This is a genomic window from Thermoactinospora rubra (genome assembly GCF_002093975.1).
In the GTDB taxonomy this organism is placed as follows: Bacteria; Actinomycetota; Actinomycetes; order Streptosporangiales; family Streptosporangiaceae; genus Nonomuraea; species Nonomuraea rubra_A.
On sequence record NZ_MSZZ01000044.1, the window covers coordinates 47,670 to 72,207 of the forward strand.

A 24,538-nucleotide genomic window follows, 5' to 3' on the forward strand; every position below is an offset into this window, starting at 1 on the left:
TGACGTAAGAAAACCGGTTTTCTTACCGGGTGTCAAGGACGGCGGCGGTTCGCGGGGTGCGGGCTCAGCGGCGGGCGGGCGCGGTGGAGGCCCGGAGCATCAGGGCCGGGTGGGCGGCGAGCACCACGTCGGCCGGGGCGCCGCCCCGCAGCTGGCCGATCAGCGCGTCGACGGCGGCGGCGCCCAGCTCCACCAGCGGCATGGCCACCGTCGTGAGGGGCGGGTCGACGTAGTCCGCCTGGGGCAGGTCGTCGAACGCGACGACCGACACGTCGCCGGGTACTTCCCGCCCGAGCTCGCGAAGCGCCCGCAGGACGCCGATCGCCTGGGTGAACGTGCTGGCGTAGACGGCCGAGACCGTCCGGTGCCGGCGCAGCAGCCGCAGCGCCGCCCGGTAGCCGCCCTCCTCGGAGATCTCCGCGCGCTGCACCGGGCACGCCTCCACCCCGGCGTCCCGGCACGCCTGGAGGAAGGCGGCTTCGCGGTCGAGCGCGGGGACGATGCCGGCCGGCCCGGCGACGTGGCCGATGCGCCGATGGCCGAGCCCGGCCAGGTGACCGACCGCCTCCCGGCTCGCGGCGGCGACGTCCATGGTCACGTTACGCCCGGAGCCCGGGATGGCCCGGTTGACGAACACGTGCGGCACCCGCCGCCCGGCCAGCAGCCCGACGATCGGATCGCCCGGCTTGGCCGAGGCCACGATCAGCCCGTCGACGCGGCCCGCCGACACCAGGTCGGTGAAGGAGGTGTCGGTGGCCAGGTCGCCGGTGTCCTCGGCGATGAGCAGCACGTACCCGTGTTCGCGGGCCCGCTGGAAGGCTCCGCGCACGATGCGCGAGTAGGTCAGGTTCGTCAGATCCGGGATGAGCAGGGCGAGCGCGCGGGCTTCCGCCCCCGCCAGGGCTCGGGCCCCGGCGTGCGCCCGGTAGCCGAGCTCGACCGCGGCCTGGATGATCCGCTCGCGGGTCTCCGGGCGGACCGAGACCGTCGGATCGTCGTTGAGCACCCGCGAGGCGATGGACTTGGTGACACCGGCACGCGCGGCGACGTCCTCCAGGCGCGTGCGGCGACCGCTCGCCGTACCCGCCGACGTGCCGTGGGACCGCGCCACCGCTCACCTCATCCGTGCAGAACCGCCGAGGCAAGACTAGCCTCACCGTTCCTCGCCCTGCTGCAGCCGCTTCACCAGCTGCTCGGCCGCCCGCATCGTGAGCGCCCAGATGGTCAGCTGCGGGTTGACGCCGTGGCAGGTCGGGAAGACCGCGCCGCCGAAGACGTACAGCCCCGGGGTGTCGTGCACGCGCAGCGTGGGGTCCACCACGGACGCGCGCGGATCCTCGCCCATCCGGGCGCCGCCGAGGTCGTGGCTGCTGCACACCCCGCGGAACCGCGTGCCGCGCCAGGTCTTGGCGGCGCCCATGGCGCGCAGGATCTCCTCGCCCTTGGCCTCCATCCACGCCAGCAGCCGGTTCTCGTTGGGCCGCAGGTCGGCGGTGATGCGGACGACGGGCAGCCCCAGCCCGCTGCGGTCCCGGTGATCGGGGTCGAGGTCCAGGAAGTCGGTGTGGTAAGGCAGGGAGTCGGGCTGGATGCGCAGCGCCGCCACGTGCTGCCACCGGCGGATGTGGTCCTTGTACGGCTTGCCCCAGCGGCGCACGCCGTCCGGCACGGGGTCGCGGCTCACCTGGATCGGCAGCCGCTGGTTCTCGACGTTGTAGGTCGCCCCGCCCACGAAGCCGTGGGCGGCCGAGTCGAAGCTCGCGGCGTTGAAGTCGTCCAGGCTCCACATCTGCGCCGCCGGGCCGGTGTGGCCGTTGAACACGACGTCGGGGAAGTAGCCGAACACGTCGTCCCACAGCTTGGTCATGAAGTATTTGCCGACCTGGCCGGTGTTGTTGCCCAGGCCGCCGGGATGCCGGTCGTCGCGGGACAGCAGCAGCAGCCGGACGTTCTCGAACGTGTAGCCGCACAGGATGACCGCGCGGGCCCGCTGGACGTGCCGGGTGCCGTTGGCGTCGACGTACTCCACGCCGTCGGCGTGGCCGTCCCGGTCGGTCAGGACACGCAGCACCCGGCAGTGGGTGCGCAGGTCGAGGTTCCCCGTCGCCAGCGCGTCGGGCACCGAGGTCAGGCCGGGGTTCCACCGTTCGTTGAAGAACGAGCCGAACCCGGCGCTCCACGGATGGTAGGTCGTGGCCGGCAGGCCGTTGTACGGCACGCTGTTCATGCACACCGGCGTCGGGTAGGGGTGCAGGCCCATGTCCTGGGTGGCCTCGCGGAAGACCTCGGCCAGCCGGAAGGTGCGCAGCGGCGGCATGGGGTAGGGCTTGCTGCGCGCGACGAACGGGTTGGACTCGTCGCCCGCGACGCCGGCGATGTACTCCACCACGGTGTAGTACGGCTCCAGCTCCTCGTAGCCGATCGGCCAGTCGGCCAGGGCGTGGTGCTCGGGCAGCACGCCGGTGCCGTACGCCTCCCGCACGTGGCTGAGGAAGCGGAAGTGGTGGGGGTGCATGCGGCGCAGCGCGCCGCCCCAGTGCACGACCGACCCGCCCACGCCGTTCATCATCCGGCCGAGGGAGAAGGTGGCCGGGCGCGTCGGCTCGCCGGCGTCGCGGCGCCAGCGCGGCGTCTCGCTGAGGTACTTCGGTCCCATGTCGCCGCGGCAGTAGTAGGTGGCGCCGACCTCGTCGGGGACGTAGTCGTGCTTGGTGCGGTACGGCCCGGCCTCGAGGGCGACGACCTTCAGGCCGGCGCGGGCCAGGATCGGCGCCACGAAGCCGCCGACGGCGCCCAGCCCGACGAGGACCACGTCGGTGGGGCCGTCGGGCGGCAGCACGCTGCGTTGCGGGTCGTAGCCGGGGATCTCCAGGGGCTCGCGGTCGTCGGTGGCCGACCAGCCGGCGTCGGCGAGCGAGCGTATCTCGCCGCCCCGGTCGACCGGCTCCTCGGCGAGGTGGTCCTCGGCGGTGTGCTCGAACCAGATGCCGGGATGGCCCAGGAACCTCCAGCCGAGCTTGTCGCGGTTGCCGCCGTGCGCGGGGTCGGCGAAGAGCCCCTCCTGCAGGTGCAGCCGCAGCAGGTCGAAGAACTCGGCTTGCGGCGGCACGTGGAAGCCGGGCAGCCGCCCGTGCTCCATGTCGGCGAGCAGCCCGTCCTGCTCCTCACCGCCGCACCGGGCGAACGGCGTGCCGTGGCGTGCGCGGGCCGCCCGGTCCAGGGCCCGCAGGCCGAGCCGGTAGGTGTCGGCGTGATCGTGGTAGGCGCCGGACAGCGCCCGGTCGACGTAGGTGACGACGCCGATCGCCGAGGCGGCGGGGCTGTTCTCGTCGGCGGGGAAGAGGCGGTCGAACACGGCCGCCGCGATCCGCGCCTCGTAGGGGTTCAGCGTGATGAGTGCCGTGTCCACGAAGGATCCCTTCTGTAGCTCAGCGCACGACCGTGCCGGTGGACATGGTGAGCAGCCCCAGCTCCGCGCGGGTGGGCTGCCCCTCCCAGTCGCCGGGTGCGGTGACCGCGAACGCGCCGCACGCCGCCGCCGTGGCCAGCCGCTCCTTCACCGGCGCGCCGCGCAGCAGCTCGGCGAGGTAGCCGGCGACGAAGGCGTCGCCCGCGCCGACCGCGTCCACGGCGTTGACGGGCACCGGCGCGACCTCGTGCACCTCGCCGTCGACGCAGGCGACCGCGCCGCGGGCGCCCAGCTTCACCACCGCCTGCCGCGGACCGAGCGCGCACAGCCCGCGCGCCAGGTCCGCCGGCTGCCCCGCGACCCCCAGCAGGCCGGCCTCGTCGTCCCCGGCGAAGAGGATGTCGCAGGCGGAGGCGAGCTCCCGGAGCACGGGTCCGGCCTGGTCCCGGCTCCACAGGGCGGCGCGGTAGTTGACGTCGAAGGACACGGGCACGCCGGAGCTCCTCGCGAGGCTCATGGCCGCTTCGACGGTCGCGCGCGGGGAGGGGCCGAGCGCGGGGGTGATGCCGGTGAGGTGCAGGACTCCGGCTCCCACGATCCGGTCCCAGCGCAGGTCGTCGGGGTGCAGGCGGGTGCCGGGGCCGCCCGCGCGGTAGTAGGTGACCCGGGTGATGTCGGCGGTGCGCCGCTCCTTCACCATGAGGCTGGTCGGGACGCCGGGATCGGTGACCACGCCGGAGACGTCGACACCCTCCGCCCGCAGCCGGCTGACGACCAGCTCGCCGAGCTCGTCGGCGCCCACCCGGCCGATCCACGCGGCGGGGCAGCCCAGCCGCCGCACGCCGATGGCGACGTTGGACTCGGCGCCGCCGACGCTCAGCGTCAGCGACGGCGCGTGCCTGAGCCGTCCCACGGCCGGCGTGGTGAGCAGGGCCATGGTCTCGCCGATCGTCACGAGCCCGCGGTGACCTGTCATGATCATGGTATTCAGCCCCGGTACCGCAGGTAGACCGTCTTCTTGCGCAGGTAGCGCTGGTAGCCGTACTTGCCGTCCTCGCCGCCGAGGCCGGACATCTTCCAGCCGGTGTGGAAGCCCTGCGGCTGCTCGGGCCCGATCTTGTTGACGTAGACCTCGCCGAACTGGAGGTCGTCCACGGCCCGCATGGCGATGTCGATGTTCTGCGTGAACACGTACGCCGTCAGGCCGTAGTCGGTGGAGTTGGCCCAGGCGATGACCTCGTCGTACTTCTCGAACGGCACGATCGGCAGGACCGGCCCGAAGACCTCCTGCCGCACGATGTCCATCTCGTTGCCGACCCCGGTGATCACAGTCGGGCTGAACCAGTAGCCCTTGGCGAACTCCGCGCCCGCGGGACGGTCGCCGCCGTAGACCACGGTCGCGCCGGCGGCCTCGGCTCCGTCGACGAAGTCCTTGACCTTCCGCCACTCCTCGGCCGAGACCTTCGGGCCCATCTGCGCGTCCTCCCGCGTCGGGTCCGCGACCTTGACCTGCTTGGCGACCTCGACGAACCGGCTGGCGAACTCGTCGTACCGGCTGGCGTGGACGTAGGTGCGCTCGTTGCAGGTGCACACCTGCCCGCAGTTCCAGAACCTCGCCTCGGCCGCCCGCTCCACGGCGGCGTCGAGGTCGGCGTCCTCGAACACGATCACGGGCGCCTTGCCGCCGAGCTCCAGCGAGACCGGGATCACCTTGGCCGCGGTCTGCCGGAGGATCTCCTGCCCCGCACGGCTGGACCCGGTCAGGGTGACCATCTGGGTCACCGGGTGCTCGCACATCTGCTTGCCGACGACGCGGCCCTCTCCCGTGACGACGTTGACCACGCCGTCCGGAACGCCGGCCTGCTGGCACAGCCGCGCCAGCGCCAAGGCGGCCAGGGGTGTCACCTCGCTCGGCTTGAGCACGACGGCGTTCCCCGCCATGATCGCCGGCGCCACCTTCCGCGCGAAGATCGCCGCCGGGTAGTTCCACGGCGTGATGGCCGCGACGACGCCGTACGGCTCCTCGCGGACCATCAGGTGCTCCCCCGGCTGGTTGGGCGGGAATATCTCGCCGATGGGCGCGTACTTGTTGCCGTGGGCGACGTCGAAGAACAGCCTCGTGCCGACGATCTCGCCGCGGGCCTCGGTGATGGTCTTGCCCTGCTCGGCGACCACGATCTGGGCGAGCTCCTCGGCGTGCGCGTCGATCTCCCGCATCACGGCGGCGAGCACCTCGGCGCGCTCGGGGAGGCTGCGCCCGGCCCATTCCCGCTGGGCGGTCTCGGCGGCGCGCATGGCCTGGTCGACGTGCTCGGCCGTGGCCTCGGGCACCTCGGTGAACACCTCGCCGGTGGCCGGATTGTCGACCGGCCTGGTCTGCGGGCTGTCCACCCGCTCGCCGCCGATGAACATCGCCGGACGCTCGCCGAGGAGCCGGTCCGGGCCGAAAAGCTGGTATGCCATGGTGTCGGGTCCTTTCCTGCAGCGGAAGGTCACGGGCGGCGCGGGTCCAGCAGCGCCTTGACGACGTGGCGTTCGGCGAGCGCGGTGAAGGCGTCCTGCCAGTCGCCGAGGGGGAACACGGTGGCCAGCGGCGCGGGGTCGAGGGCGCCGCGCGCCATGAGCGCGAGCGCGGCGTCCCAGCTGGACCAGGAGCTGGACAGGGAGAACGTCACATCCAGCGCCCGGTTCATGGCCGTCGCCCACGGCACCCGGATCTGCGGGCTGTCACTGACGCCGAGCACCAGCAGCCGGCCACGGCGGCGCAGCGCGCCGATCGCCGCCGCCAGGGCGTCCGGCGAGCCGGAGGACTCGATCACGAGGTCGGCGCCGCGGCCGCCGGTGATCTCATGCGCGCGCTCGGCCACGTCCGCGGTGGTCGAGTCCCAGGTCTCCAGGCCGAGCCGCCGCGCCAGGTCGAGCCGCGACCGGCTGGAGGGGCGGCCGACGAGGACGACGCGGCCGGCGCCGCAGGCGCGGGCGGCCATCGCGGACAGCAGGCCGATCGGCCCGGGCCCGAAGACCAGCACGACCGAGCCCGGGTGGACGGGCATGCGTTCCAGCCCGCTCAGCACGATGGCGGCCGGTTCGCACAGCGCGGCCGCCAGGTCCGGCACGCTGTCGGGCACGCGGTGCAGCAGGTGCGCGGGCACGTGAACCAGCTCGGCCATGCCGCCGTCGATGCCCCATCCCGGGGACCGCTTGCGCGCGCAGATCTCGGCGTGCCCGCGGCGGCACAGGTGGCAGACGCCGCAGGCCAGCGCGTGCGGCTCGCACACCACGCGGTCGCCGACGGCCCACTCCCCGACGCCGTCGCCGACCGCGGCCACCCGGCCGAGGAACTCGTGCCCGACGGTGACCGGCGGCCAGCTCGGGAAGGCGTTGTGCATGATGTGCAGGTCGGTGCCGCAGATCCCGGCGTAGAGCACGCGCAGCACGACCCAGCCCGCGGCCGGCTCGGGCTCCTCGACGTCGGCCAGCTCGAAGTGCTCGTGCTCCTTGGCGAGCTTGCGCAGGGCCTTCACGACGCCCCCCGCACGAGGACCTTGACCTGGCGCCCGGCGCGCAGGTCGGCGATCGCGCCGGCCGCCTCCTCCAGCGGCACGGTCCCGGTGAGGAACGGCTCCGGGTCGACCTGTCCCGCGCAGATCATCTCGGTCGCGGTGCGGATGTCGTCGCGGGAGTAGACGCGGGTGCCGATCAGCGTGATCTCCTTGAAGGTCACGGCCTGCAGGTCCACCGCCGCCGGCGTCCCGTAGACGCCCACCAGCACGATCCTTCCGGCCGGCGCCGTCGCGGCCGTCATCCCGGCGGCGACGGCGGGGTGGGCGGCGGCGTCGAAGAACACGTCGGCGGACAGGTCACCGAACGACTCCACGGACTCGAAGCCGAGCTCGGCGGCCAGGCCGCGGCGCAGCGGGGACGGCTCGGCCACGACGACATCGCCCGCCCCGGCGCGCCGGGCGCACAGGGCCACGGCCAGGCCGACCGGTCCGGCGCCCGCCACGATCACCGTCTGGCCGAGCCGGAGCCCGGACTGGCGCACCGCCCTGACCGCCACCGCCAGCGGCTCGGCGAAGGCCAGGTGCCGCAGGTCGGCGGTGGGCGGCACAGGGATGAGCCGATCGGCCGGGACGGCGACCTGCCGCGCGGCTCCGCCCGGCGCGTCGATGCCGATCAGGCGCAGCGAGGCGCAGGTGTGCGGCCGTCCGTTGCGGCAGGGGCCGCACCTGCCGCACGGCAGCAGCGGGTCGACCACGACCTTGGTGCCGGCCGGCAGCCCGGCCGCGTCGGCGTGGACCGTGCCCGAGATCTCGTGGCCGATCACGATCCCGGGCTTGGCGCGCGGATGCTCTCCGGCGCAGATGTGCAGGTCGGTGCCGCACAGGCCGCAGTAGGCCACGTCGACGAGCGCCCAGCCGTCCGGCACCGCGGGCCGGGGCTCCTCGCGCACGACGACGTCGTGGCCGCCGTTCCAGACCAGGGCCGGCACGCTCATGCGCGCACCGCCTTCGGCTCGTTGACCGGGCACCGGGGCCGCTCGCCGCGCAGCACGCGGAGCGCCTCGCGGGCCACCTCCGTCTTGAGGGTGTGGAAGGCCTCTTCGGAGTACCAGGCCGCATGCGGTGTCATCACCACCCGGTCGTGCCGGGCCAGGGCCCGGCCGATCTCGTCCGGCGGCTCTGCTTCCAGCACGTCGAGGGCCGCCCCGGCGATCCGGCCGCGGTCCAGCGCGTCGAGCAGGGCGGCGGTGTCGACGAGCCCGCCGCGCGCGGTGTTCACCAGGTACGCCGTCGGCTTCATCGCCGCCAGCTGCGGCGCGCCGATCAGGTGGCGGGAGCCGGCGGCCAGCGTGGCGTGCAGCGAGACCACGTCCGCCGAGGCCAGCAGGTCCTCCAGCGGCACCTTCTCGATCACGCTCCCGTCCTGGCCCGGGCGCGCGGCGAGCGGGTCGGCGCCGATCACGCGCAGCCCCAGCGCGGCGGCCCTGCGACCGGCCGCCGTGCCGATGGCGCCGCAGCCGACGACGCCGAAGGTGAGCGTGCCCAGCCGCCGCAGGGGGCGTGCCACCCGGTAGTCCCACCGGCCCTCCCGCACCGCGCGGTCGAGGGACGCGATCCCTCGCAGCAGCGACATGGCCAGCGCGATGGTGTGGTCGGCCACCTCCCCCACGCCGTAGTCCGGCACATTGGCCACCCACACGCCGCGCTCGGTCGCGGCGGCCACGTCCACGTTGTCCACGCCGACGCCGTACCGCACGACCAGCCGGCAGCGGGGCAGCGCGTCCAGCACCGGGCCCGTGATGGGCACGTACTGGTTGATCAGCACGTCGGCGTCGGCGGCCTGGTCGGCGACGTCCTCGGGCGTTTTGCAGGCGGCCAGCCGCAGCGACACGCCTTGGCCGCGCAGCACGCTCTCCTCCGGCGCGATCGTGCCGTGGTCGCAGTCCGTGATCACCACCGTGCCCAGCCGGGCGTTCACGGCGTTCGAGATCATCACAGGTTCCCCAGTCGCTTCGAGATCTCCCGCGCCGCCTTCATGACCAGCGGCGCGATGGCCGGTTCGTTGGCGAGCACCCGGTCGGCCGGTCCTGCTACGGACACGGCCGCCACCGGGGCGCCGTGGACGTCGCACACCGCCGCGGCGAGGCAGCCGACGCCGGGTTCGACCTCGCGGTCGTCGACCGCGTATCCCTGCTCCCTGACGAGGCTGATGTGCTCGCGCAGCGTCGCGGCGTCGGCGGGCGAGCGGTCGGTCAGGCGCGCGTACCGCAGCGCCGGCAGCCGCTCGGCCAGCACGTCGTCCGTCAGCGCGGCGAGGTAGGCCTTGCCGAGCGCGGTGCAGGTCATCGGCCTGCGGGTGCCCAGCCGGGCGGTCACCTTCAGCGCCCCCGGCCCCTCCTGCTGCAGGATGTAGACCATCTCGTCCCCGTCCGGGACGGCCAGGTTCACGGTCTCCCCGACCAGGTCGGCGAGCTGGTGGAGGTGCTCGGGCGCGAGGCGCACGATGTCGCTGCCGCGCAGGGCCGACGCGCCGATGGCCACGGCGCGCAGCCCGAGGCGCAGGCCTCCGCCGGGCGCGTCCTCCAGGAAGCCCGCGGTGCGCAGCCGGTCGACGAGCCGGTAGGTGGCGCTCCTGCTGAGCCCCAGCTCCCCGGCCAGCAGGGCCGGGGTGGCGGTCCCGGCCCGGGCCACGGCCTCCAGCATGGCCAGGCCCTTCTCCAGGATCGTGCCGCCCCCGGCCGGCCGGTCGCCGCTTGTGCCCGTCATGCCGGCGCCGTCCCGCCCGAGGCCCTCCGCCGCGAGAGCTTGACCTGCAGCAGCACGACGAGCAGGAGGAACCCGCCTCTGATCACCGACTCCCAGAAGGAGCTGATCTCGATCGCGCCCATGCTGTTCTCGAACACGATCAGGTTGAAGATCAGCTGGAGCAGGACGACGCCGACGAGGGTGGACATCACCGAGCCGACGCCGCCGGTGAGCAGCGTGCCGCCCACCACGACGGCGGCGATCGCCGACAGCTCCCATCCGATGCCGGTGTCGGTGCTGACCGATCCGGTCTGGGCCGCCAGGAACGCCCCGGCGAGGCCGGCCAGCGCGCCCGACATGGCGTACACGACGAACTTGGTGCGTGCCACCGGCAGCCCCATCAGGCGGGCGGCGTCCTCGCTCCCGCCCACGGCCAGGACCGTGCGGCCGAAGGCGGTGTAGCGCAGCACCGCGGCGCCGATGAGAAAAGCCGCGAACATGAAGACCGCGGAGACCGGCAGGCCGAGCAGCTCCCAGCGGCCGAAGTCCTGGAAGCTGCCGGTTCCCGAGGCGACGACGGCCTTCTTGTCCGACAGGTACAGGGCCAGGCCCCGCACGCCCAGCAGCGCCGCCAGCGTGACGATGAACGGCTCCAGGCGGACCTTGGCGATCAGCACGCCGTTCAGGGATCCCAGCGCCAGGCCCACCAGCACGGCCAGCCCGAAGGCGGGCACGAGGCCGGCCCCGCTGGCCTGGGCGGCCACGACGCCGCCGAGCAGCGCCACCGAGCCGACGGACAGGTCGATGCCGCCGCTCATGATGACGAACGTCATCCCGAGCGCGACCAGGGCGAACTTCGCGTCGTCCGCCAGCAGGTTGGCCAGGTTCTCGCCCGCGAACCGGTCGCCGTAGCGCACGATCCCGAACACGAGCAGCGCGATGAGCGCGATGAGGGCGCCGTGGCGCTGGAGCGCCAGGACGTTCGACGCCCGCGTGCGGAAGGCGAGCAGCTGGTTCATCCGGCCCCCTCCCCGGCCTGGCGCTGGACGTAGATGGCGGCGACGATGATGAAGCCGGTGATCATCTGGGCGACCTCCCGGGACACGCCGTGGGCGATCAGAGTGTTCTGCAACAGGCGCAGCATGAGCGCGCCGATCACCACGGCCACCGGGGAGATCCGGCCGCCCGTGAGCGGCGTGCCGGCGACGGCGACGGCGGCGATCGCGTCGAGTTCCATGCCGAGGCCGGTGTTGTTGGCGTCGGAGGCGGAGACCCGCGCGACCTCCATGAGGCCGACCAGGCCGGCGAGCGTGGCCGACGTCGCGTAGGCGATCAGCTTCACCCGCCGGACGGGGACGCCGGCGAGCCGGGCGGCCGGTTCGTTGTCACCGGTGGCCACCAGATAGCGGCCGAACGGCGTCGAGCGGGCGACGAACCAGATCGCCGCGGCGACGACCACCAGGAGGACGACCTGGACCGGGATCCCGGCGATCGCGCCGAGGCCGAAGAACTGGAAGGCCGGGTCGTCGACGTTCTGCAGCCGTCCGTCGGTCAGCAGCTGGGCGATCCCCCGTCCGGCGATGAACAGGATCAGCGTCGCGATGATCGGCTGCACGCCGTACCGGGCGACCAGGGTGCCGTTGAACAGCCCGCACAGCAGCGCGGCCAGCAGCGCGAGCGCGACGGCCGGCACCAGGCCGGTGCCGCTGAGCAGCGCGAGCGCGCCGACCTGTCCGGAGATCGCCATGACGGAGCCGACGGACAGGTCGATGCCCCTGGTGGCGATCACCATGGCCATGCCGAGGGCGACGATGCCGACGGGAGCCGCCTGGCGCAGCTGGACGTAGAGCAGGTTGGCGGGGGTGAGGAAGTTCGCGGTGAACAGCGCGTTGAAGATCAGCAGGGCGACGAGGGCGGTGCCGGCGCCGTACCGCTGCGTGTAGGCGGCCCATGAGGTCTTGCGGCGTACGGCGGGCGCGGCGGCCGCGGACGGCGCGGCGGGTGTGGTGGTGGTCTCCGGCATCCGTCTCACCTCGCCCCGTCCTCGGCTTCCACGGCGGCCCCGTGCGCCATGGCGGCCATGATCCGCTCCTCCGAGATCTGGTCGCCGCGCAGTTCGGCGACGTTGCGCCCGTCGCGCAGCACGACGACGCGGTCGGCGTTCTCCACGAGCTCCTCCAGCTCGGAGGAGATGAACAGCACGCCCAGGCCGTCGTCGGCCAGCTCGCGGATCAGCGACTGGATCTCCTGCTTCGCGCCCACGTCGATGCCCCGGGTCGGCTCGTCCAGGACGAGCAGCCGCGGATTCATGCACAGCCAGCGGGCCAGCAGCACCTTCTGCTGGTTGCCGCCCGACAGCTCCCGGATCGGCTGGTCGGCGCTGGACACCTTGATGCCTATGCGCTCGATGAACCGCTCGACGATCTGCTGTTGCCGCCGCCTGTCGACGATGCCGGCCTTGGTCAGCCGGGGCAGCAGGGCAAGGGTGAGGTTCTCCCGCACCGACATCTGCGGGATGATCCCCTCCACCTTGCGGTCCTCCGGGGAGAAGCCGATGCCCCGGCGGATCGCGTCCCGCGGCACGGCGAACCGGACCGGCTCGGCGTCCACCCGCACCTCGCCGGAGTCCGGCGCGTCGGCGCCGAACAGCACGCGCGCGGTCTCCGAGCGGCCGGACCCGAGCAGTCCGGCCAGTCCGACGATCTCCCCTGAGCGGACCGCGACGTCCACCCCGCGCAACGCCTGCCCGAGCTCCAGTCCGCTCGCCTCGATGACCGGGGCGGCCTCCGCCTGGTGGGGCGCCCGGGAGGCGGCCCGCCGTACCTCGGCCAGGTCCCGGCCGATCATCTTGGACACCAGCTCGTACTTGGAGATGTCGGCCATGGCGCGGTCGTCCACCGTGCGCCCGTCACGCATGATCGTGACCCGGTCGCAGACGGCGTACAGCTCGTCGAGACGATGGGACACGAACACCACGGACACGCCACTGTCCCTGAGCCGGCGGATGACGTCGAACAGCACGGACACCTCGTGCTCGGCGAGCGACGACGTCGGCTCGTCCATGATCACCAGCTTGGCGTCGAACGACAGCGCCCGGGCGATCGCGGTCATCTGCTGGGTGGCGATGGAGAACTCCCGCAGCGGCCGGGTGACGTCCACGTGGACGTCCAGGCCGGCCAGGAGCTCCCTGGCCTCGGCGTTCATCCGGCGCCAGTCGAGCAGGCCGAACCGGCGGCGCTCCCTGCCGAGGAAGATGTTCTCGGTGACCGTGCGGTAGGGGACGAGGTTGACCTCCTGGTAGATGGTCGCGATGCCGCCCAGCTGGGCCGCGTGGGGCGAGTCGAAGGCCACCGGCCGGCCGTCGAACGTGACGGTGCCGCCGTCGGCCTTGTAGACGCCGGTCAAGACCTTGATCAGAGTGGACTTGCCCGCGCCGTTCTGGCCGATCAGCGCGCGCACCTCGCCGCGATTGACCTGGAAGGAGGCCTCCGCCAGGGCGGGGACGCCGAGGAAGCTCTTGCGGATGCCGCGCATGTCGAGCAGCGGCGGGGATGGCGAGGATTGTGTCATGCTCGGTTCTCCTCGGGCCGGGGCAGGGCCGTCCCCGCCCCGGCGAGCGGCAGGCGGATGTCGTCAGCCGGATGTCGTCAGTACGCCTCTTCGATGAACTGCTTGGCGTTGCTCTGGTCGAAGAACCGGTCCTGGTTGACCAGCACCGTGGGCACCGGCTTGCCCTCGGCGTACTCCTGCATCGTCTTGAAGGCCGCCGGGCCGAAGCGCGGGTTGCACTCCACGGTCGCGTAGAGCTCACCGCGGGACACCGCCTGCAGCGCGTCCCGGGAGCCGTCGATCGACACCACGACGACGTCCTTTCCGGGCGTCTTCCCCGCGGCCTTGATCGCCGAGATGGCGCCGATCGCCATCTCGTCGTTGTGCGCGTACACGGCGTTCACGTCGGGGTTGGACTGCAGGAGCGTCTCCATGACCTGCTGGCCCTTGGCGCGGGTGAAGTCGGCGTCCTGGGAGGCGACGATCTTCATGCCCGGGCACTGCTTGATCGCCTCGTCGAAGCCCTTCTTCCGGTCGATCGCCGGCGAGGAACCGGTGGTGCCCTCAAGCTCCACGATGTTCGCCCGGCCACCGGTCGCCCGCGCCAGCGCCACCGCGGCACGCAGCCCTTCCTGCACGAAGTCCGACCGGATCACGGTGACGTAGTGCTCGCCCGGCTTGGCGATGTTCGTGTCCACCGCGCGGTCCAGCAGGAACACCGGAATGTCGGCCTTGGCCGCGTCGACCACGACGTTCGCCAGCTGCTCGGTGATCGGCGCGATGAACAGCGCGTCCGGCTTCTGGGCGATCAGGCTGCGGATGTCCTGGATCTGCTTGGCCTGGCTGTTCTGCGCGTCGGTGATCGTGAGCTGGTGGCCCAGCTTGCCGGCCTCGGCTTTCATGCTCTCGGTCTCGGCGAGCCGCCACGGGTTGTTGCTGGCGTTCTGGCTGAAGGCCACCCGGTAGGTGTCCTTCTTGGCGAGCTTCGGGGCGTTCTCGGCGACCGGGACGTTCTGCGGTGGCGCCGAGTTGCCGGGGTCCTGCGCCGTGGCCAGCTTGCACGCGGGGTCCGGCGCCTTGGTGCCCTCCGCGGCGGTTTCCCCGCCGCCTCCGCCGCCCACCGTCGTGCACGCCGAGAGCACGCCCATCATCGTGAGCGTGGCGGCGACCAGCGCCCGGCGCGTTTTGTTCAGCTGCACTTGTCCTCCAGGGATGGGAGCGCGCCCGCATGGCGGAGCGCGATGCGTCCGGCGGACGGCTTGAGGGGCGATCGGTCGCCGAGCGGCTCAGGGTCCCGCGCCGTCCCAGTTTGTGGGGATGCGCACCCGCGTTGTGAGACGACGGTAGCCACCCAGCCACGCCGGCACAAGACCTCGCACGGGAAAAACTACGGATAAAAACCGGTTTTCTAACGTCGCGGCGAGGAGGCCGGGCACGAGGGTACGGCGCGGCCGGAGACTCCCAGCCGCCGGGTCCGGTCACGTGCCTCGCAGCCCGGTCGGCACAGGGGCGGCGTGACGACCGAGCAGCAGGGCCGGCCGGGCCGGCCAACGTAAGGCCATGCGGGATGCCCGGGCGTGGCACAGCGACGCTCCTGCGGGTTTTGACACCGCATTACCCCCGTCTGGCGACCTGATCCGTAACGTTTGGCCATGACGGCTTCGCAAGACCGGATCCTCGATGCGGCGACCCGGCTGTTCGCGGCCCTCGGGTACGACGGGACGTCGATCGATCTGATCGCCCAGACGGCCGGAGTCTCACGGCAGGAGCTCGCCCGGCGGTACGACGGCAAGCAGCACCTCTACCTCGCCGTCATGGAGCGGGCCTACCAGGCGGAGATGACCGCTCTCCAGGCCGTGCTGAGCACCATGTCGTACGGCGACGCCGCCTCCTTCGCCGCCTCCGTGCACCGGCTCATCGACGCCTACCTGGCCTTCGCCGCGGACAACCCGCACATCCACGCCCTGTGGATGCACCGCTGGCTGTCGGACGCCCTCGACATCGCCGAGCTCGAGTCGCGGTACGTCCACCCCCTCTACACGGCCACCCTGGCGGCCTTCGAACCGGCGGCGACCGCCGGTTACATCGACGCCGAGATCGACCGCGAGTATCTCCTCCACTGCATGATGTGGTGCGTGCAAGGCTTCGGCCGGAGCGGGGCGCCCGGCCGCGACAGGGCACGCGGCGGTTTCTGCAGCCCTGCCGATACGCGGCGGTTCAGCCTGACTCTTCACACGATGATCCATCGCACCCTCCGCCTTCCCGGCGACTACCAGCGGAGGCCATGAAGGCGAGATCGCCACCCCCTCACGGTCCGTGGGAGTACGGCACCGTCGAGGAGCTGAACTGCCACCAGTTCACGTTGAACAGGTAGCCGCCCCCGCCGGTGAACCGGAGATACAGGTCGCGGGTTCCCGTCGCACCGCTGACCGGGCAGGAGACGGTGGTCCACGCCTGCCAGCCGCCCGTGCCCGGGACGGTGCACGTCCCGGCCAGTGTGCCGTTGACGCCGTCCAGGCGTAGCTCGATCTTCCCGCCGCCCGACGCCGAGGCGACCCTCGCGGTGAACGAGGTCGCGCCGGCACCGAAGGCGACACCCTTGACCTTGATGGAGTCGCCGTTCTCGATCCAGCCGACGTTCATTCCGCCTTCGATGGACGGCTCGGTCTCCACTCCGGACGCCCAGGCGATCGTCTCGGCTTCCTGGCGTGTGTAGGGGTTGAGGGTGCCCACCTGCGGTGCCCCGGCCGCGGTCATGGTGATCGTGGGGATGGAGCCGTCCGGCCCGTAGGTGAACTTCTCCACGGCGACCGAGCGGGTGAAGCCTCCGCCGCCCGGCAGGGCGCCGTTGTGGTAGAAGAAGTACGAGCCGCCCTGGAAGTCGATGACGCCGGGGTGGTTGGTGAAGCTGCTGCCCTGCGTGGGCATGACCGTCCCCCGGTAGGTCCATGGCCCGGTGGGACCGGGGGCCGTGGAGTAGGCGATGAACTCAGGGCAACACTTGGCCGCGAACACGATGTAGTACAGGCCGTTGCGCTTGTAGACCCAGGGCCCTTCCTCGAACAGGGTCGGGCGGTTCGGGTCTCCGGTGCGGGTGCCGAACCCCGCCGTGGTCAAGGGGATCTGCGTCGGGCTTCCGGAGTAGGAGATCATGTCGGGGTTCAGCTTCACGTACCACAGGTTCGGGTTGCCCCAGTACAGGTAGGCCTGCCCGGTGTCGTCGATGAAGACCGTGGGGTCGAACTCGCCGTTCTCGACCAAGGGACGTCCGAGGGCGTCCCTGAACGGCCCGGTCGGGCTGTCCGCAACCGCGACCCCGATCGCCATCCGGCCGGTCGCCCGGTTGGTCGTGGGCACGTACCAGTAGAACTTGCCGTTCCGGTGGATGGCCTGACCCGCCCACGCGTCGGACCTCGCCCAGGCGAAGCTGCTGACACGCAGCGGGGAACCGTGGTCGGTCCAGTTCACCATGTCCGAGGACGACCAGACCCGCCATTCGTTCATGGTGAACCACGTCGAGCCGTCCTCGTCGTGTCCCGTATAGAGGTAGACGCGGCCGTTGTGCACCAGTGGGGCCGGATCGGCGGTGTAGATGGTCTGGATGATTGGATTGTCCGCTTGGGCTGCGGAGGCCGGGAACAGCAGGACGACGCAGAGAAGGCCGGCCAGCCAGCGGCGTGCGGGGGTCATGAGCGGGTCCACTTCTGGTTGGTGCCGCCGTGGCAGGTCCAGATCTGCACCCTGGTGCCGTTGGCGGTGCCGTACCCGGCCACATCCAGGCACTTGTTCGCGCCCACCGCCGTGATGGTGCCGTCGGCGTTGAGGCGCCACTTCTGGTTGTTCTGCCCGTTGCAGTCCCAGATGATCACGGCGGTGCCGTCCGCCGTCCCGGCCCCGCTCACATCCAGGCACTTGCCGCCGTAGACCCGCAGCTCACCCGAACCGGTGGCGGTCCACCTCTGGTTGGCCTGCCCGCCGCAGTCCCAGATCTGCACCTGCGCGCCGTTGGCCTGCGAGGCGCCGCTGACGTCCAGGCACCGCCCCGATCCCGCACCCTTGAGCGCGAACGTCGCGTTGCCGTCCCGGGGTCCGGCGGACGCCATCACGGCCTGGGCGCCTGGCGGCCAGTTGCCGTCCGTGACGGTGACGTTGCCGCTGACGACGTTGCCACGGTCGCCGTTGGTCACGTTGGTGCTGCCGTTGGTGGACCAGTTGCCGGTGACGGTCCAGTTGCCCATGTTCTCCCCGCCCCAGTAGTTGGCTGTGACCCAGGTGCCGGTGTTCGAGAGCACGTTGCCGGTGACGGTGTAGTACCGGGATCCCTCGTCGAAGTAGACGCCGAACCAGCCGTTGGTCCGCAGGCAGTGGTTCTGGCTGATCGACGAGTTCGGGTTCGCCGACAGCGTGTAGATGCACCCGCCGTCGGTCATCTGCTGCATGACGTCGTGCACGTAGTTGCCGACGAGCCGGTTCCCGGACGCCGTGGTGGGGGTGGTGTAGCGCGGCTGGTAGTCGTACAGGCCCCGGTTGGCGTAGTGGTTGCTGCCGCCGGCGTCGTTGGCGCCCCAGCCGTACCCGATCGACATGCCGGTGTAGGGCATGTTGTAGACCTCGTTGTGGGACACGTCGGTGCCGGTGACGTAGGTGGTCAGGACCGAGACGCTGCCCCGGTAGTCCAGGCCGAGGTCGTGGATGCGGTTGTTGCTGACGGTGATGTTCCGGTTGACCATCCGCTGGTCGCCGGGGTGGTGGGCGTCGGCGCGCACGCCGCCGACCACGACGCCGCCCGCCGAGCTGCGGGCGATCTCGGACCGCGTGACCGTGATGTCGCCGGCGCCCAGGCCGACACCGCTGGCGTGCGCGTTGGCGTCGTTGCCGATGCCGATGGCCGTCTGCCCCAGGTTGACGAACCTGGAGTCGGTGAAGGTGATGGCGTTCGCTGCGGAGACCTGGACGGCGGCGGGCATCTGCAGCCAGTGCGGCCGCGCGGCCTCGAACTGCCGGCAGCCCTGCTGGCAGGAGGTCAGCCGGTCGGCGGGCCAGTTCCAGTCGCCCGCGAGGTAGGCGCCCGTCTGCTGGTCCGCGTAGCCCTGGTTGCTGCTGGGCCCGAGCCACGTCGTGCCCGTGAAGGTGATCCCGCTGAAGGTGATGTGGTGCGCGGGCGCGTCGTAGGTGCCTCCGATGCTCACCAGGTACTGCAGGATCGGCAGCTCGACGCTGAGGTCGCTCATGTTCTGCCCGGCCGCCGGGATGTAGTACAGGGCGCCGGTCCCTGGGTTGATGTACCACTCCCCCGCCGTGTCCAGGAACTCGTACGCGTTGGCCAGGTACAGCGGCCCCGCCCGGTGCGGCTGCGTGAAGGTGTCGTATCCGAAGGTGTTGTTGTTCCAGCCCGGCTGCTGCATCGTGATGAAGTTTCCGCTGATGCTCTGCACCCTCACATACCGGTCGGTGAAGGAGTTGACGCTCTCCATCTCGACCCGGTTCTGGTTGGCCAGATTGTTCAGGTAGCTCAGCGCGCTGTTGCCGAACCTCAGGCCAGTGGGAGTGGCCGTGAAGTCGGCCCGGTTCACCTGGGTGCGGGCGCGCGTGGCGACAGCGCCGTTGACGTACAGCTGCCGGGTGTCGATCCCGGCGCCGACGTTCGCGCGCCAGATGTTCTTCCCGGCGTCGGCCACGGTCCATCCGGTGACCGCCCTGGCTCCGGTGATGACGGGGCGGGCTCCGGACGCGGCCTGCCACTTGACGGTGTAGCCGTTGTTGCCGGAATCGGCGGCCGACAGCCGGAGCGGCGCGGAGAGCCGGTAGACGCCGTCGGCCAGCTCGACGACGATGTCCCCCGACATGGCGCCGTTCAGCGAACGTACCGCCGCCTGCGCCGCGGCCAACGAGCACGGCTGGGCGGACGTGCAGGCGGTGCCGGTGCCCGTGGGTGACGCGTACAGGGTCGTCGTGGCTGCCAGGGCCGAGGGGGCCGGGGCGACGAGGGCGAACGCCGCGGCGATGACGCCGCACAGGACCGATCTCAGTGATCGCACTGGGGTTCCTTTGGTCGGGGCCTCACCCCATTAGGTTCAGCGTCCTGATGCCCGTCAAGAGAATAAGCCTACTTATCCGGAGAATGCTGGCTTTGACCAGCGGAGATTGCCGAATGTCTCGGTGAAACTTTCGCATGTGTCGTACTCATCGGCGGCTGTCATACGCTTGCGGGGTGAGCGAATACCGGCCGGGCTACGAGGTCGCCGCCGAGCAGGTACTGGAACTGATCGTCCGGCTCGGCCTGCGTCCGGGCGATCGCCTGCCGACGGAGAACGACCTGGCCCGGCAGCTGGGGACCAGCCGCACCGTGGTCCGCGAGGCGGTGAAGATACTCTCCGCGCTCGGCCGGGTGCGCGCCCAGAAGGGCCGTGGCCTGTACGTGGCCGACGACGAGGGGATGCTCGGCGCCGGGCGGTGGGCCTCGTTCTTCCTTCCCGCCGACCTCGACCACGTCTACATGCTGTTTGAATTCCGCCGGACGCAGGAGATGGAGACCAGCCGCCTGGCCGCCTGCCGGGCCACTCCCGCGGAGCTGAGGGCAATCGAGGAGGCGGCCGGCAGGTGCCGCCGCGGCTTCGAGACAGGACGTGAGGACCTGTTCAACGAGGGCGACGACGCTTTCCACACCGCGATCGCCACGGCCTCGCACAACCTGTTCCTCCGGGTGGCGGTACGCGAGGCGCGCCGGTTGCAGGCGCAGTCGAACCTCATCGGGCTGCGGGGCTCCGTGGGCGGGCACGCGGCGCAGGCCGTCGAGGAGCATGAGGCCATCTACCAGGCCATCCGCGCCGGCGACCCGGAAGCGGCCGCCCGGGCCGCCGCCCTCCACATCGACAACACCCTCGACGACTACCGTAGGGAGATCCAGCAACGTCTCTTCTCCCATCCGGCCGGCGACCGGCCGATCGTCTCCGGTTCCTCCGCGAGACCCACCCTCTAGTCGGGAAGGCTGGAGGCCAGCAGCCGCCGCCCGGCGTGCTCCGGCCGGATGTTGGGGCCTCCCGCGGCCCCGATCTCGGGAGACCGGGTGACCGTGGTGATCGCGTGCTCGTCGAGCGTGATGCCGAGACCCGGCGAGTCCCCCAGGATGAACGCGCCGTCCTCGACGTACAGGTCGAGCGAGATCCCGAGCGGCGGCACCAGGTTCTGCACCTCGCTGGCCAGGTGGTTCGGCACCGACGTCGCGGCGTGCAGCAACGCGACCGGCGTGCCGCCGATCGGGCTGACCGGCAGGTCGTGCGCGTGCGCCAGCGCGGCGACCCGGAGGAAGTGGGTCACCCCCCAGACCACGGCCGTCTGAACGATGTCGACGGCGCCCGCGGCCAGCAGCGGGCGGAACTGTTCGAGCCCGGTGAGGTTCTCCCCCGTGGCGACGGAGGCGCGGATTCCGCGGCCGACGACGGCCAGGCCCTCGGCGTCCCACCGCCGGACCGGCTCTTCGACCCACGTGAGATCCAGGGTGCGCTCGAGCTCGCAGACGTGCCGGACCGCCTGCTTGCGCGTCCAGGCCTCGTTCGCGTCGAGCATCAACCCGGGCCGCGCTCCTCCCCTGGCCTCCGCCAGAACGTCCCGCACCAGCGTCAGGCGGTGCAGGTCGCGTTGGACATCGAGGCCGCCCTTGACCTTGGCCGCCCGCAGACCGTGCTGGGCGTAGACCTGGTAGACCGAGACGAGTTCGTCGTCGGTCAGTCCGATGTCGAGGCCCGAGGCGTAGCCGGGAACCCGCCGGTCCCGCCCGCCCAGCAGGCGCCAGAGCGGTTCACCGGCCGCCTGCGCCTTGATGTCCCACAGGGCGGAGTCCAGCGCGCCGATCGTGCCGAACACGGCGCCCGCGTGCCCCGCCTTGAAGGTCCGCCGCAGCATCCGGTCGTAGAGCGCGGTCACGCCGCGCGGATCCTCGCCCTCGATCGCGGCGAAGACGGCGTCGATCTCCACGGCGGGCCCCAGGCCGATGCCGGTGATCCCCTCGTCGGTGTCCACCATGACGATCGGCACCGGGACGATCCCGTCGGCGAAGACACCGTTGGCGTCACCCACGCACCGGCCCCACTCCTGGACCGTCGTCGTGGTCCGATACCCCGTTATCCGCATGTCAGCCCTTCGTGGAACCGGCCGTGACGCCGTCGGCGATCTGGCGCTGGAGGAACAGATAGATCATCAGCACGGGTATGGCGGCGATCAGGACTCCCGAGGCGAAGGTGGGGATGTCGGCGGAGTACTGGCCGCGGAGCGCGTTCACCCCGATCATGAGGGTGCGATGCTCGGGCGACGGCATCATGAGCAGGGCGATGAGCACGTCGTTCCAGCAGAACAACGCGTCGAGGATGCCGACCGACAGCAGTGCCGGGACGCCCAGCGGGAGCATGATCCGGCGGTAGACGCCGTACACCGAGTTCCCGTCGATCCTGGCCGCGTCGACGATCTCCGCCGGAATGGTCCGGTAATGGCTTGTCATCAGGAATACGGTGAACGGGAGAAACTGCGCGACATAGGCCAGGATCAATCCCGGATAGGTGTCGACGAACCCGATGTCGGCCATGATCTTGGTGAGCGGCACCATGATCACCTGGAACGGGATGAACAGCCCCGCGAGGCACCCGAGGAAGATCATCGATGACCCGCGGAAGCGCAGCCGGCTGAGCGCGAAGCCCGCCATCGAGCCGAAGAGCAGCAGCAGGGCGACGGCGACGGCCACGACGACGAACGAGTTGACGAAGTAGCGCGCCATGCCCGCCCCGGCCCACGCCTCGGCCAGGTTGTCCAGGCGCAGGCCGTCCGCGGGGGCGAACCGGTCCAGGACGTACTCGCGCCGGGTCTTCATCGCGACGTTGGCGGTGAAAAGGAGGGGATAGATCGTCGCCAGGGCGAGACCGGCCATGGGAACGGCGGCCAGCCACCTGGCCAGGCGCATGCCGGGCATCAGTCCTGCCTTCCCGTACGGCGGAGCAGGGTGATCTGCAGGAGCCCCACCACGAGCATGACGACGAACAGGACCGTCGAGGCGGCGGAGGCGAGCGCCGGCCGGTTCATCTGTCCCTGCTGGTGCCAGATGTAGAACTCCGGCAGGTAGGTCGACCCTTCCGGGCCTCCGCCGGTCATGACGAAGAGCAGGCCGAACATGGACGTCAGCATCCCGATCATCGTGGTCACGAAGACGAACTGGATGGTGCGCGTCAGGCTCGGGATGATCACGTGCCAGATGATCTGGCGCAGCGAGGCGCCGTCCACGCGGGCGGCGTCCAGCAACGAGCCGTCCAAGGTGCTGAACCCGGCGAGGAACACCACCAGGGCCATCCCGAACGTCGCCCAGACGTGCACGCCGACGACGGTGAACATGGCGATGCCCGGATCGCCGAGCCAGTCGACCGGCCCGGCTCCGATCGCCCCGAGGGCGGCGTTCACCGGGCCGTCGAACCCGAGCAGGAGGTTGAAGATGGCGCCGACGATCACCGGCGACAGCACGGCCGGGAAGAAGTAGACGCTGCGATAGATGCGATGGCCCGGCACGCGCAGGTAGATGAAGGTCGCCAGCAGCCCTGGGATCGCCACCGCCAGGGGAAGCAGCAGCACCAGCAGCCCGACGTTCCGCAGCGAGGTGCGAAACAGCGGGTCGCCGGCCAGTTCCAGGTAGTTGCTCAGGCCGACGGGGGTTCCGTTGAGCTCGCCGTCCCCCGTGAAGGAGAAGTTGACCCCCAGGACCAGAGGCCACAGCCGTAGCGCCAAGATGATCAGTACGGCCGGGGCCACCAGGACGTAGGGCGCGAGGCGGTCGACGCCCGCCCTACGGAAGCTCGTGCGGGAGCCCGGACGGCCTCTCCGAGGCTTCACGGCCTCCCCGCCGGCCCGCCCGGAGCGGACCGACGGCGAAAGTTCTCCGATCGGCACGCGCTCAGCTCGCCTTGTCGGAGGCGGCCAGCTGCTTCACGGCCTTGTCCACCGTGGCCGATCCGCTCAGGAGCTGCTGGGAAAGCCTGCCCATCAGGTCCAGGGTCTTGGAGGACAGCGCGACGTGCAGGGCTGGCTTGCCAGTCTTGAGCTGGGACACGATCGTGGCGGCGGCCGGGCCGGCCTGCGAGACGTCGATCGTCGTGTCGGACGCGATCGCGCCCGCCTTGGCGTGGAAGGCGGTCAATGCCTCGGTCGAGGTCAGGGATCGCACCAGACCGGCGGCCAGGCCCGGGTCCTTCGTCCACTTGGCGACCGCGTAGCCGATCCCGCCGTCATAGGGAAGGCTCGGGGTGGCGCCGTCGGTGACGACAGGGGCCTGCATCACGCCGATCTTGTCGGGCGGGAGGAATTCGCCGAAGTCCTTCCAGTGCCCGATGTCGGACATCAGCCCGATGATGTGGGCGGCCTTGCCGGTCTGGAAGACGCCGAAGATGTCGGTGAACATCGCGGTGGAGTTGGCGCCCTCGTTGTTCAGCCCCTTGTCGCCGGCTTCCTTCCACAGCTCGAAGATCCGCTTCACGTGGGGGGAGGTCCACTCCCGCTTCCCGGCGATCCAGCTGTCGTACTCCTGGGGCGTCAGGGTGCCGGACCCGAGGCCGGACATGAAGAACTGGATCCCGAAGCCTTCCTTGTTGCCCAGCGCGAAGCACGCCGCCCCGGTCGCCTTCTTGATGGCGGCGCAGCCGCGGACCAGCTCGTCCCAGGTCTTGGGCGGGCTCGCGGGGTCGAGACCGGCCTTCTCATAGAGCGCTTTGTTGTAGTAGATCGGGTGCCCCTGCAGGGTCACCGGCGCGGCGTAGACCTTGCCGTCCTTGCTGAAGGCGTCCCAGCCCGTCAGCCGGCTCTTGTCCTCGGCCACGTACTGGTCCAGCGGGAGGAGCGCGTCGACCCGGTCACGGATCTGCCCGCCCCCGTTGAAGAGCATGACGTCCGGTCCCTTGCCGGCCTGGATCGCCGTGCCGAGCAGGGTGTAGTACTGGTCGAACGGCTGGGCGACGAACTCGACGGTCACTCCCGGATGCCGCTTGGCGAAGTCGGCCTTGGCCTTCTCGATGTAGTCGCTCGCGACCGACTCACCGGACTTCCAGTCCCAGACGACGAGCTTTTGCTGGGCGCCTCCGGACGGAGCCTCTTTCGGTGCCGCGCTCCCGCAGCCGGCCACGACCAGTCCCGCGGCCATCAAGCCTGCCCATAACGCCCGCCGCTTCATAGCTGCCCGCCTTCCAGGCGACCGGATCGACTCCGGCAAACGTAATTCGTATGACGTCTTACGTCAATGGAACTCACGTATACTGGCGCGGTGGCGCTGTCACACGCCAGGCCACCGGAGGGGGATATGACGGCA

20 protein-coding genes are annotated in these 24,538 nt (G+C 71.2%); 2 read left to right on the forward strand and 18 right to left on the reverse strand.

Annotation, left to right across the window (positions count from 1 at the left end; genetic code table 11):
• Positions 1–64: 64 nt before the first annotated feature.
• The 12 genes from BSB02_RS29845 to BSB02_RS29900 all read right to left on the reverse strand — a co-directional run bounded on the left by BSB02_RS29845 (position 65) and on the right by BSB02_RS29900 (position 14,405).
• Positions 65–1,111, reverse strand: coding sequence for a LacI family DNA-binding transcriptional regulator (locus BSB02_RS29845; RefSeq protein WP_084963929.1), 1,047 nt, complete (start codon positions 1,109–1,111; stop codon positions 65–67).
• 42 nt (positions 1,112–1,153) lie between these two features.
• Entirely contained in the window at positions 1,154–3,409 is a 2,256-nt protein-coding gene (locus BSB02_RS29850) for a GMC family oxidoreductase (protein ID WP_084963931.1), read from the reverse strand.
• Between the two features lie 19 nt (positions 3,410–3,428).
• Positions 3,429–4,385, reverse strand: a complete 957-nt coding sequence (locus BSB02_RS29855; protein ID WP_084964018.1) for a sugar kinase — start codon at positions 4,383–4,385, stop codon at positions 3,429–3,431.
• Between the two features lie 11 nt (positions 4,386–4,396).
• Positions 4,397–5,872, reverse strand: a complete 1,476-nt coding sequence (locus BSB02_RS29860) for an aldehyde dehydrogenase family protein (protein ID WP_084963933.1) — start codon at positions 5,870–5,872, stop codon at positions 4,397–4,399.
• Between the two features lie 29 nt (positions 5,873–5,901).
• Positions 5,902–6,933: a zinc-dependent alcohol dehydrogenase gene (locus BSB02_RS29865; RefSeq protein ID WP_084963934.1), complete on the reverse strand. Its 1,032-nt coding sequence runs from the start codon at positions 6,931–6,933 to the stop codon at positions 5,902–5,904.
• Positions 6,930–7,907 (reverse strand): zinc-dependent alcohol dehydrogenase, encoded by a 978-nt coding sequence (locus tag BSB02_RS29870; RefSeq protein WP_084963937.1) that lies wholly within the window; start codon positions 7,905–7,907, stop codon positions 6,930–6,932. The genes BSB02_RS29865 and BSB02_RS29870 overlap by 4 nt, the downstream gene beginning before the upstream one ends.
• On the reverse strand, positions 7,904–8,905 hold the full coding sequence (locus BSB02_RS29875; RefSeq protein ID WP_084963939.1) for a C-terminal binding protein: 1,002 nt from the start codon (positions 8,903–8,905) through the stop codon (positions 7,904–7,906). The genes BSB02_RS29870 and BSB02_RS29875 overlap by 4 nt, the downstream gene beginning before the upstream one ends.
• Complete coding sequence (locus BSB02_RS29880; RefSeq protein ID WP_084963940.1) at positions 8,905–9,678, reverse strand: IclR family transcriptional regulator; 774 nt, start codon at positions 9,676–9,678, stop codon at positions 8,905–8,907. The genes BSB02_RS29875 and BSB02_RS29880 overlap by 1 nt, the downstream gene beginning before the upstream one ends.
• Positions 9,675–10,676 carry an ABC transporter permease gene (locus tag BSB02_RS29885; RefSeq protein ID WP_084963942.1) on the reverse strand — a complete coding sequence of 334 codons (1,002 nt, stop codon included), beginning with the start codon at positions 10,674–10,676 and terminating at the stop codon, positions 9,675–9,677. The genes BSB02_RS29880 and BSB02_RS29885 overlap by 4 nt, the downstream gene beginning before the upstream one ends.
• A complete protein-coding gene (locus BSB02_RS29890) occupies positions 10,673–11,680 on the reverse strand; it encodes an ABC transporter permease (RefSeq protein ID WP_084963944.1) in 1,008 nt (335 codons plus the stop codon). The genes BSB02_RS29885 and BSB02_RS29890 overlap by 4 nt, the downstream gene beginning before the upstream one ends.
• A 5-nt stretch (positions 11,681–11,685) precedes the next feature.
• Positions 11,686–13,227, reverse strand: a complete 1,542-nt coding sequence (locus BSB02_RS29895) for a sugar ABC transporter ATP-binding protein (protein WP_084963946.1) — start codon at positions 13,225–13,227, stop codon at positions 11,686–11,688.
• A gap of 77 nt (positions 13,228–13,304) precedes the next feature.
• The gene (locus BSB02_RS29900) at positions 13,305–14,405 is read right to left on the reverse strand and encodes an ABC transporter substrate-binding protein (RefSeq protein WP_206184958.1); all 1,101 of its coding nucleotides are present in this window, start codon (positions 14,403–14,405) and stop codon (positions 13,305–13,307) included.
• 453 nt (positions 14,406–14,858) lie between these two features.
• Here BSB02_RS29900 and BSB02_RS29905 point away from each other — a divergent pair, with 453 nt between their 5' ends.
• The gene (locus BSB02_RS29905; RefSeq protein WP_084963948.1) at positions 14,859–15,494 is read left to right on the forward strand and encodes a TetR/AcrR family transcriptional regulator; all 636 of its coding nucleotides are present in this window, start codon (positions 14,859–14,861) and stop codon (positions 15,492–15,494) included.
• Between the two features lie 19 nt (positions 15,495–15,513).
• Here BSB02_RS29905 and BSB02_RS29910 read toward each other — a convergent pair whose 3' ends face one another.
• Positions 15,514–16,896, reverse strand: coding sequence for a glycoside hydrolase family 43 protein (locus BSB02_RS29910; protein WP_084964023.1), 1,383 nt, complete (start codon positions 16,894–16,896; stop codon positions 15,514–15,516).
• Positions 16,893–19,244, reverse strand: coding sequence for an RICIN domain-containing protein (locus tag BSB02_RS42570; RefSeq protein ID WP_240506746.1), 2,352 nt, complete (start codon positions 19,242–19,244; stop codon positions 16,893–16,895). The genes BSB02_RS29910 and BSB02_RS42570 overlap by 4 nt, the downstream gene beginning before the upstream one ends.
• 173 nt (positions 19,245–19,417) lie before the next feature.
• Between BSB02_RS42570 and BSB02_RS29920 the strand changes: the two genes are divergently transcribed.
• Complete coding sequence (locus BSB02_RS29920; RefSeq protein ID WP_206184959.1) at positions 19,418–20,185, forward strand: FadR/GntR family transcriptional regulator; 768 nt, start codon at positions 19,418–19,420, stop codon at positions 20,183–20,185.
• Here the strand turns inward: BSB02_RS29920 and BSB02_RS29925 are convergent.
• The 4 genes from BSB02_RS29925 to BSB02_RS29940 all read right to left on the reverse strand — a co-directional run bounded on the left by BSB02_RS29925 (position 20,182) and on the right by BSB02_RS29940 (position 24,373).
• Positions 20,182–21,336 (reverse strand): mandelate racemase/muconate lactonizing enzyme family protein, encoded by a 1,155-nt coding sequence (locus tag BSB02_RS29925; RefSeq protein WP_084963951.1) that lies wholly within the window; start codon positions 21,334–21,336, stop codon positions 20,182–20,184. The genes BSB02_RS29920 and BSB02_RS29925 overlap by 4 nt on opposite strands.
• Before the next feature lies 1 nt (position 21,337).
• Positions 21,338–22,165 (reverse strand): carbohydrate ABC transporter permease, encoded by an 828-nt coding sequence (locus BSB02_RS29930; protein WP_084963952.1) that lies wholly within the window; start codon positions 22,163–22,165, stop codon positions 21,338–21,340.
• Entirely contained in the window at positions 22,165–23,073 is a 909-nt protein-coding gene (locus tag BSB02_RS29935) for a carbohydrate ABC transporter permease (protein ID WP_084963954.1), read from the reverse strand. Before BSB02_RS29935 ends, BSB02_RS29930 begins: the two co-directional genes overlap by 1 nt.
• Before the next feature lie 61 nt (positions 23,074–23,134).
• Positions 23,135–24,373, reverse strand: coding sequence for an ABC transporter substrate-binding protein (locus tag BSB02_RS29940; protein WP_206184960.1), 1,239 nt, complete (start codon positions 24,371–24,373; stop codon positions 23,135–23,137).
• Between the last annotated feature and the right edge of the window lie 165 nt (positions 24,374–24,538).

Coding starts and splice junctions, on each gene's coding strand:
- BSB02_RS29925 (WP_084963951.1), bottom strand. CDS start 21,336: ATGCGGATAACGGGGTATCGGACCACGACGACGGTCCAGGAGTGGGGC.
- BSB02_RS29860 (WP_084963933.1), bottom strand. CDS start 5,872: ATGGCATACCAGCTTTTCGGCCCGGACCGGCTCCTCGGCGAGCGTCCG.
- BSB02_RS29940 (WP_206184960.1), bottom strand. CDS start 24,373: ATGGCCGCGGGACTGGTCGTGGCCGGCTGCGGGAGCGCGGCACCGAAA.
- BSB02_RS29880 (WP_084963940.1), bottom strand. CDS start 9,678: ATGACGGGCACAAGCGGCGACCGGCCGGCCGGGGGCGGCACGATCCTG.
- BSB02_RS29930 (WP_084963952.1), bottom strand. CDS start 22,165: ATGCCCGGCATGCGCCTGGCCAGGTGGCTGGCCGCCGTTCCCATGGCC.
- BSB02_RS29890 (WP_084963944.1), bottom strand. CDS start 11,680: ATGCCGGAGACCACCACCACACCCGCCGCGCCGTCCGCGGCCGCCGCG.
- BSB02_RS29910 (WP_084964023.1), bottom strand. CDS start 16,896: ATGACCCCCGCACGCCGCTGGCTGGCCGGCCTTCTCTGCGTCGTCCTG.
- BSB02_RS29855 (WP_084964018.1), bottom strand. CDS start 4,385: ATGACAGGTCACCGCGGGCTCGTGACGATCGGCGAGACCATGGCCCTG.
- BSB02_RS29875 (WP_084963939.1), bottom strand. CDS start 8,905: ATGATCTCGAACGCCGTGAACGCCCGGCTGGGCACGGTGGTGATCACG.
- BSB02_RS29870 (WP_084963937.1), bottom strand. CDS start 7,907: ATGAGCGTGCCGGCCCTGGTCTGGAACGGCGGCCACGACGTCGTCGTG.
- BSB02_RS29895 (WP_084963946.1), bottom strand. CDS start 13,227: ATGACACAATCCTCGCCATCCCCGCCGCTGCTCGACATGCGCGGCATC.
- BSB02_RS29885 (WP_084963942.1), bottom strand. CDS start 10,676: ATGAACCAGCTGCTCGCCTTCCGCACGCGGGCGTCGAACGTCCTGGCG.
- BSB02_RS29905 (WP_084963948.1), top strand. CDS start 14,859: ATGACGGCTTCGCAAGACCGGATCCTCGATGCGGCGACCCGGCTGTTC.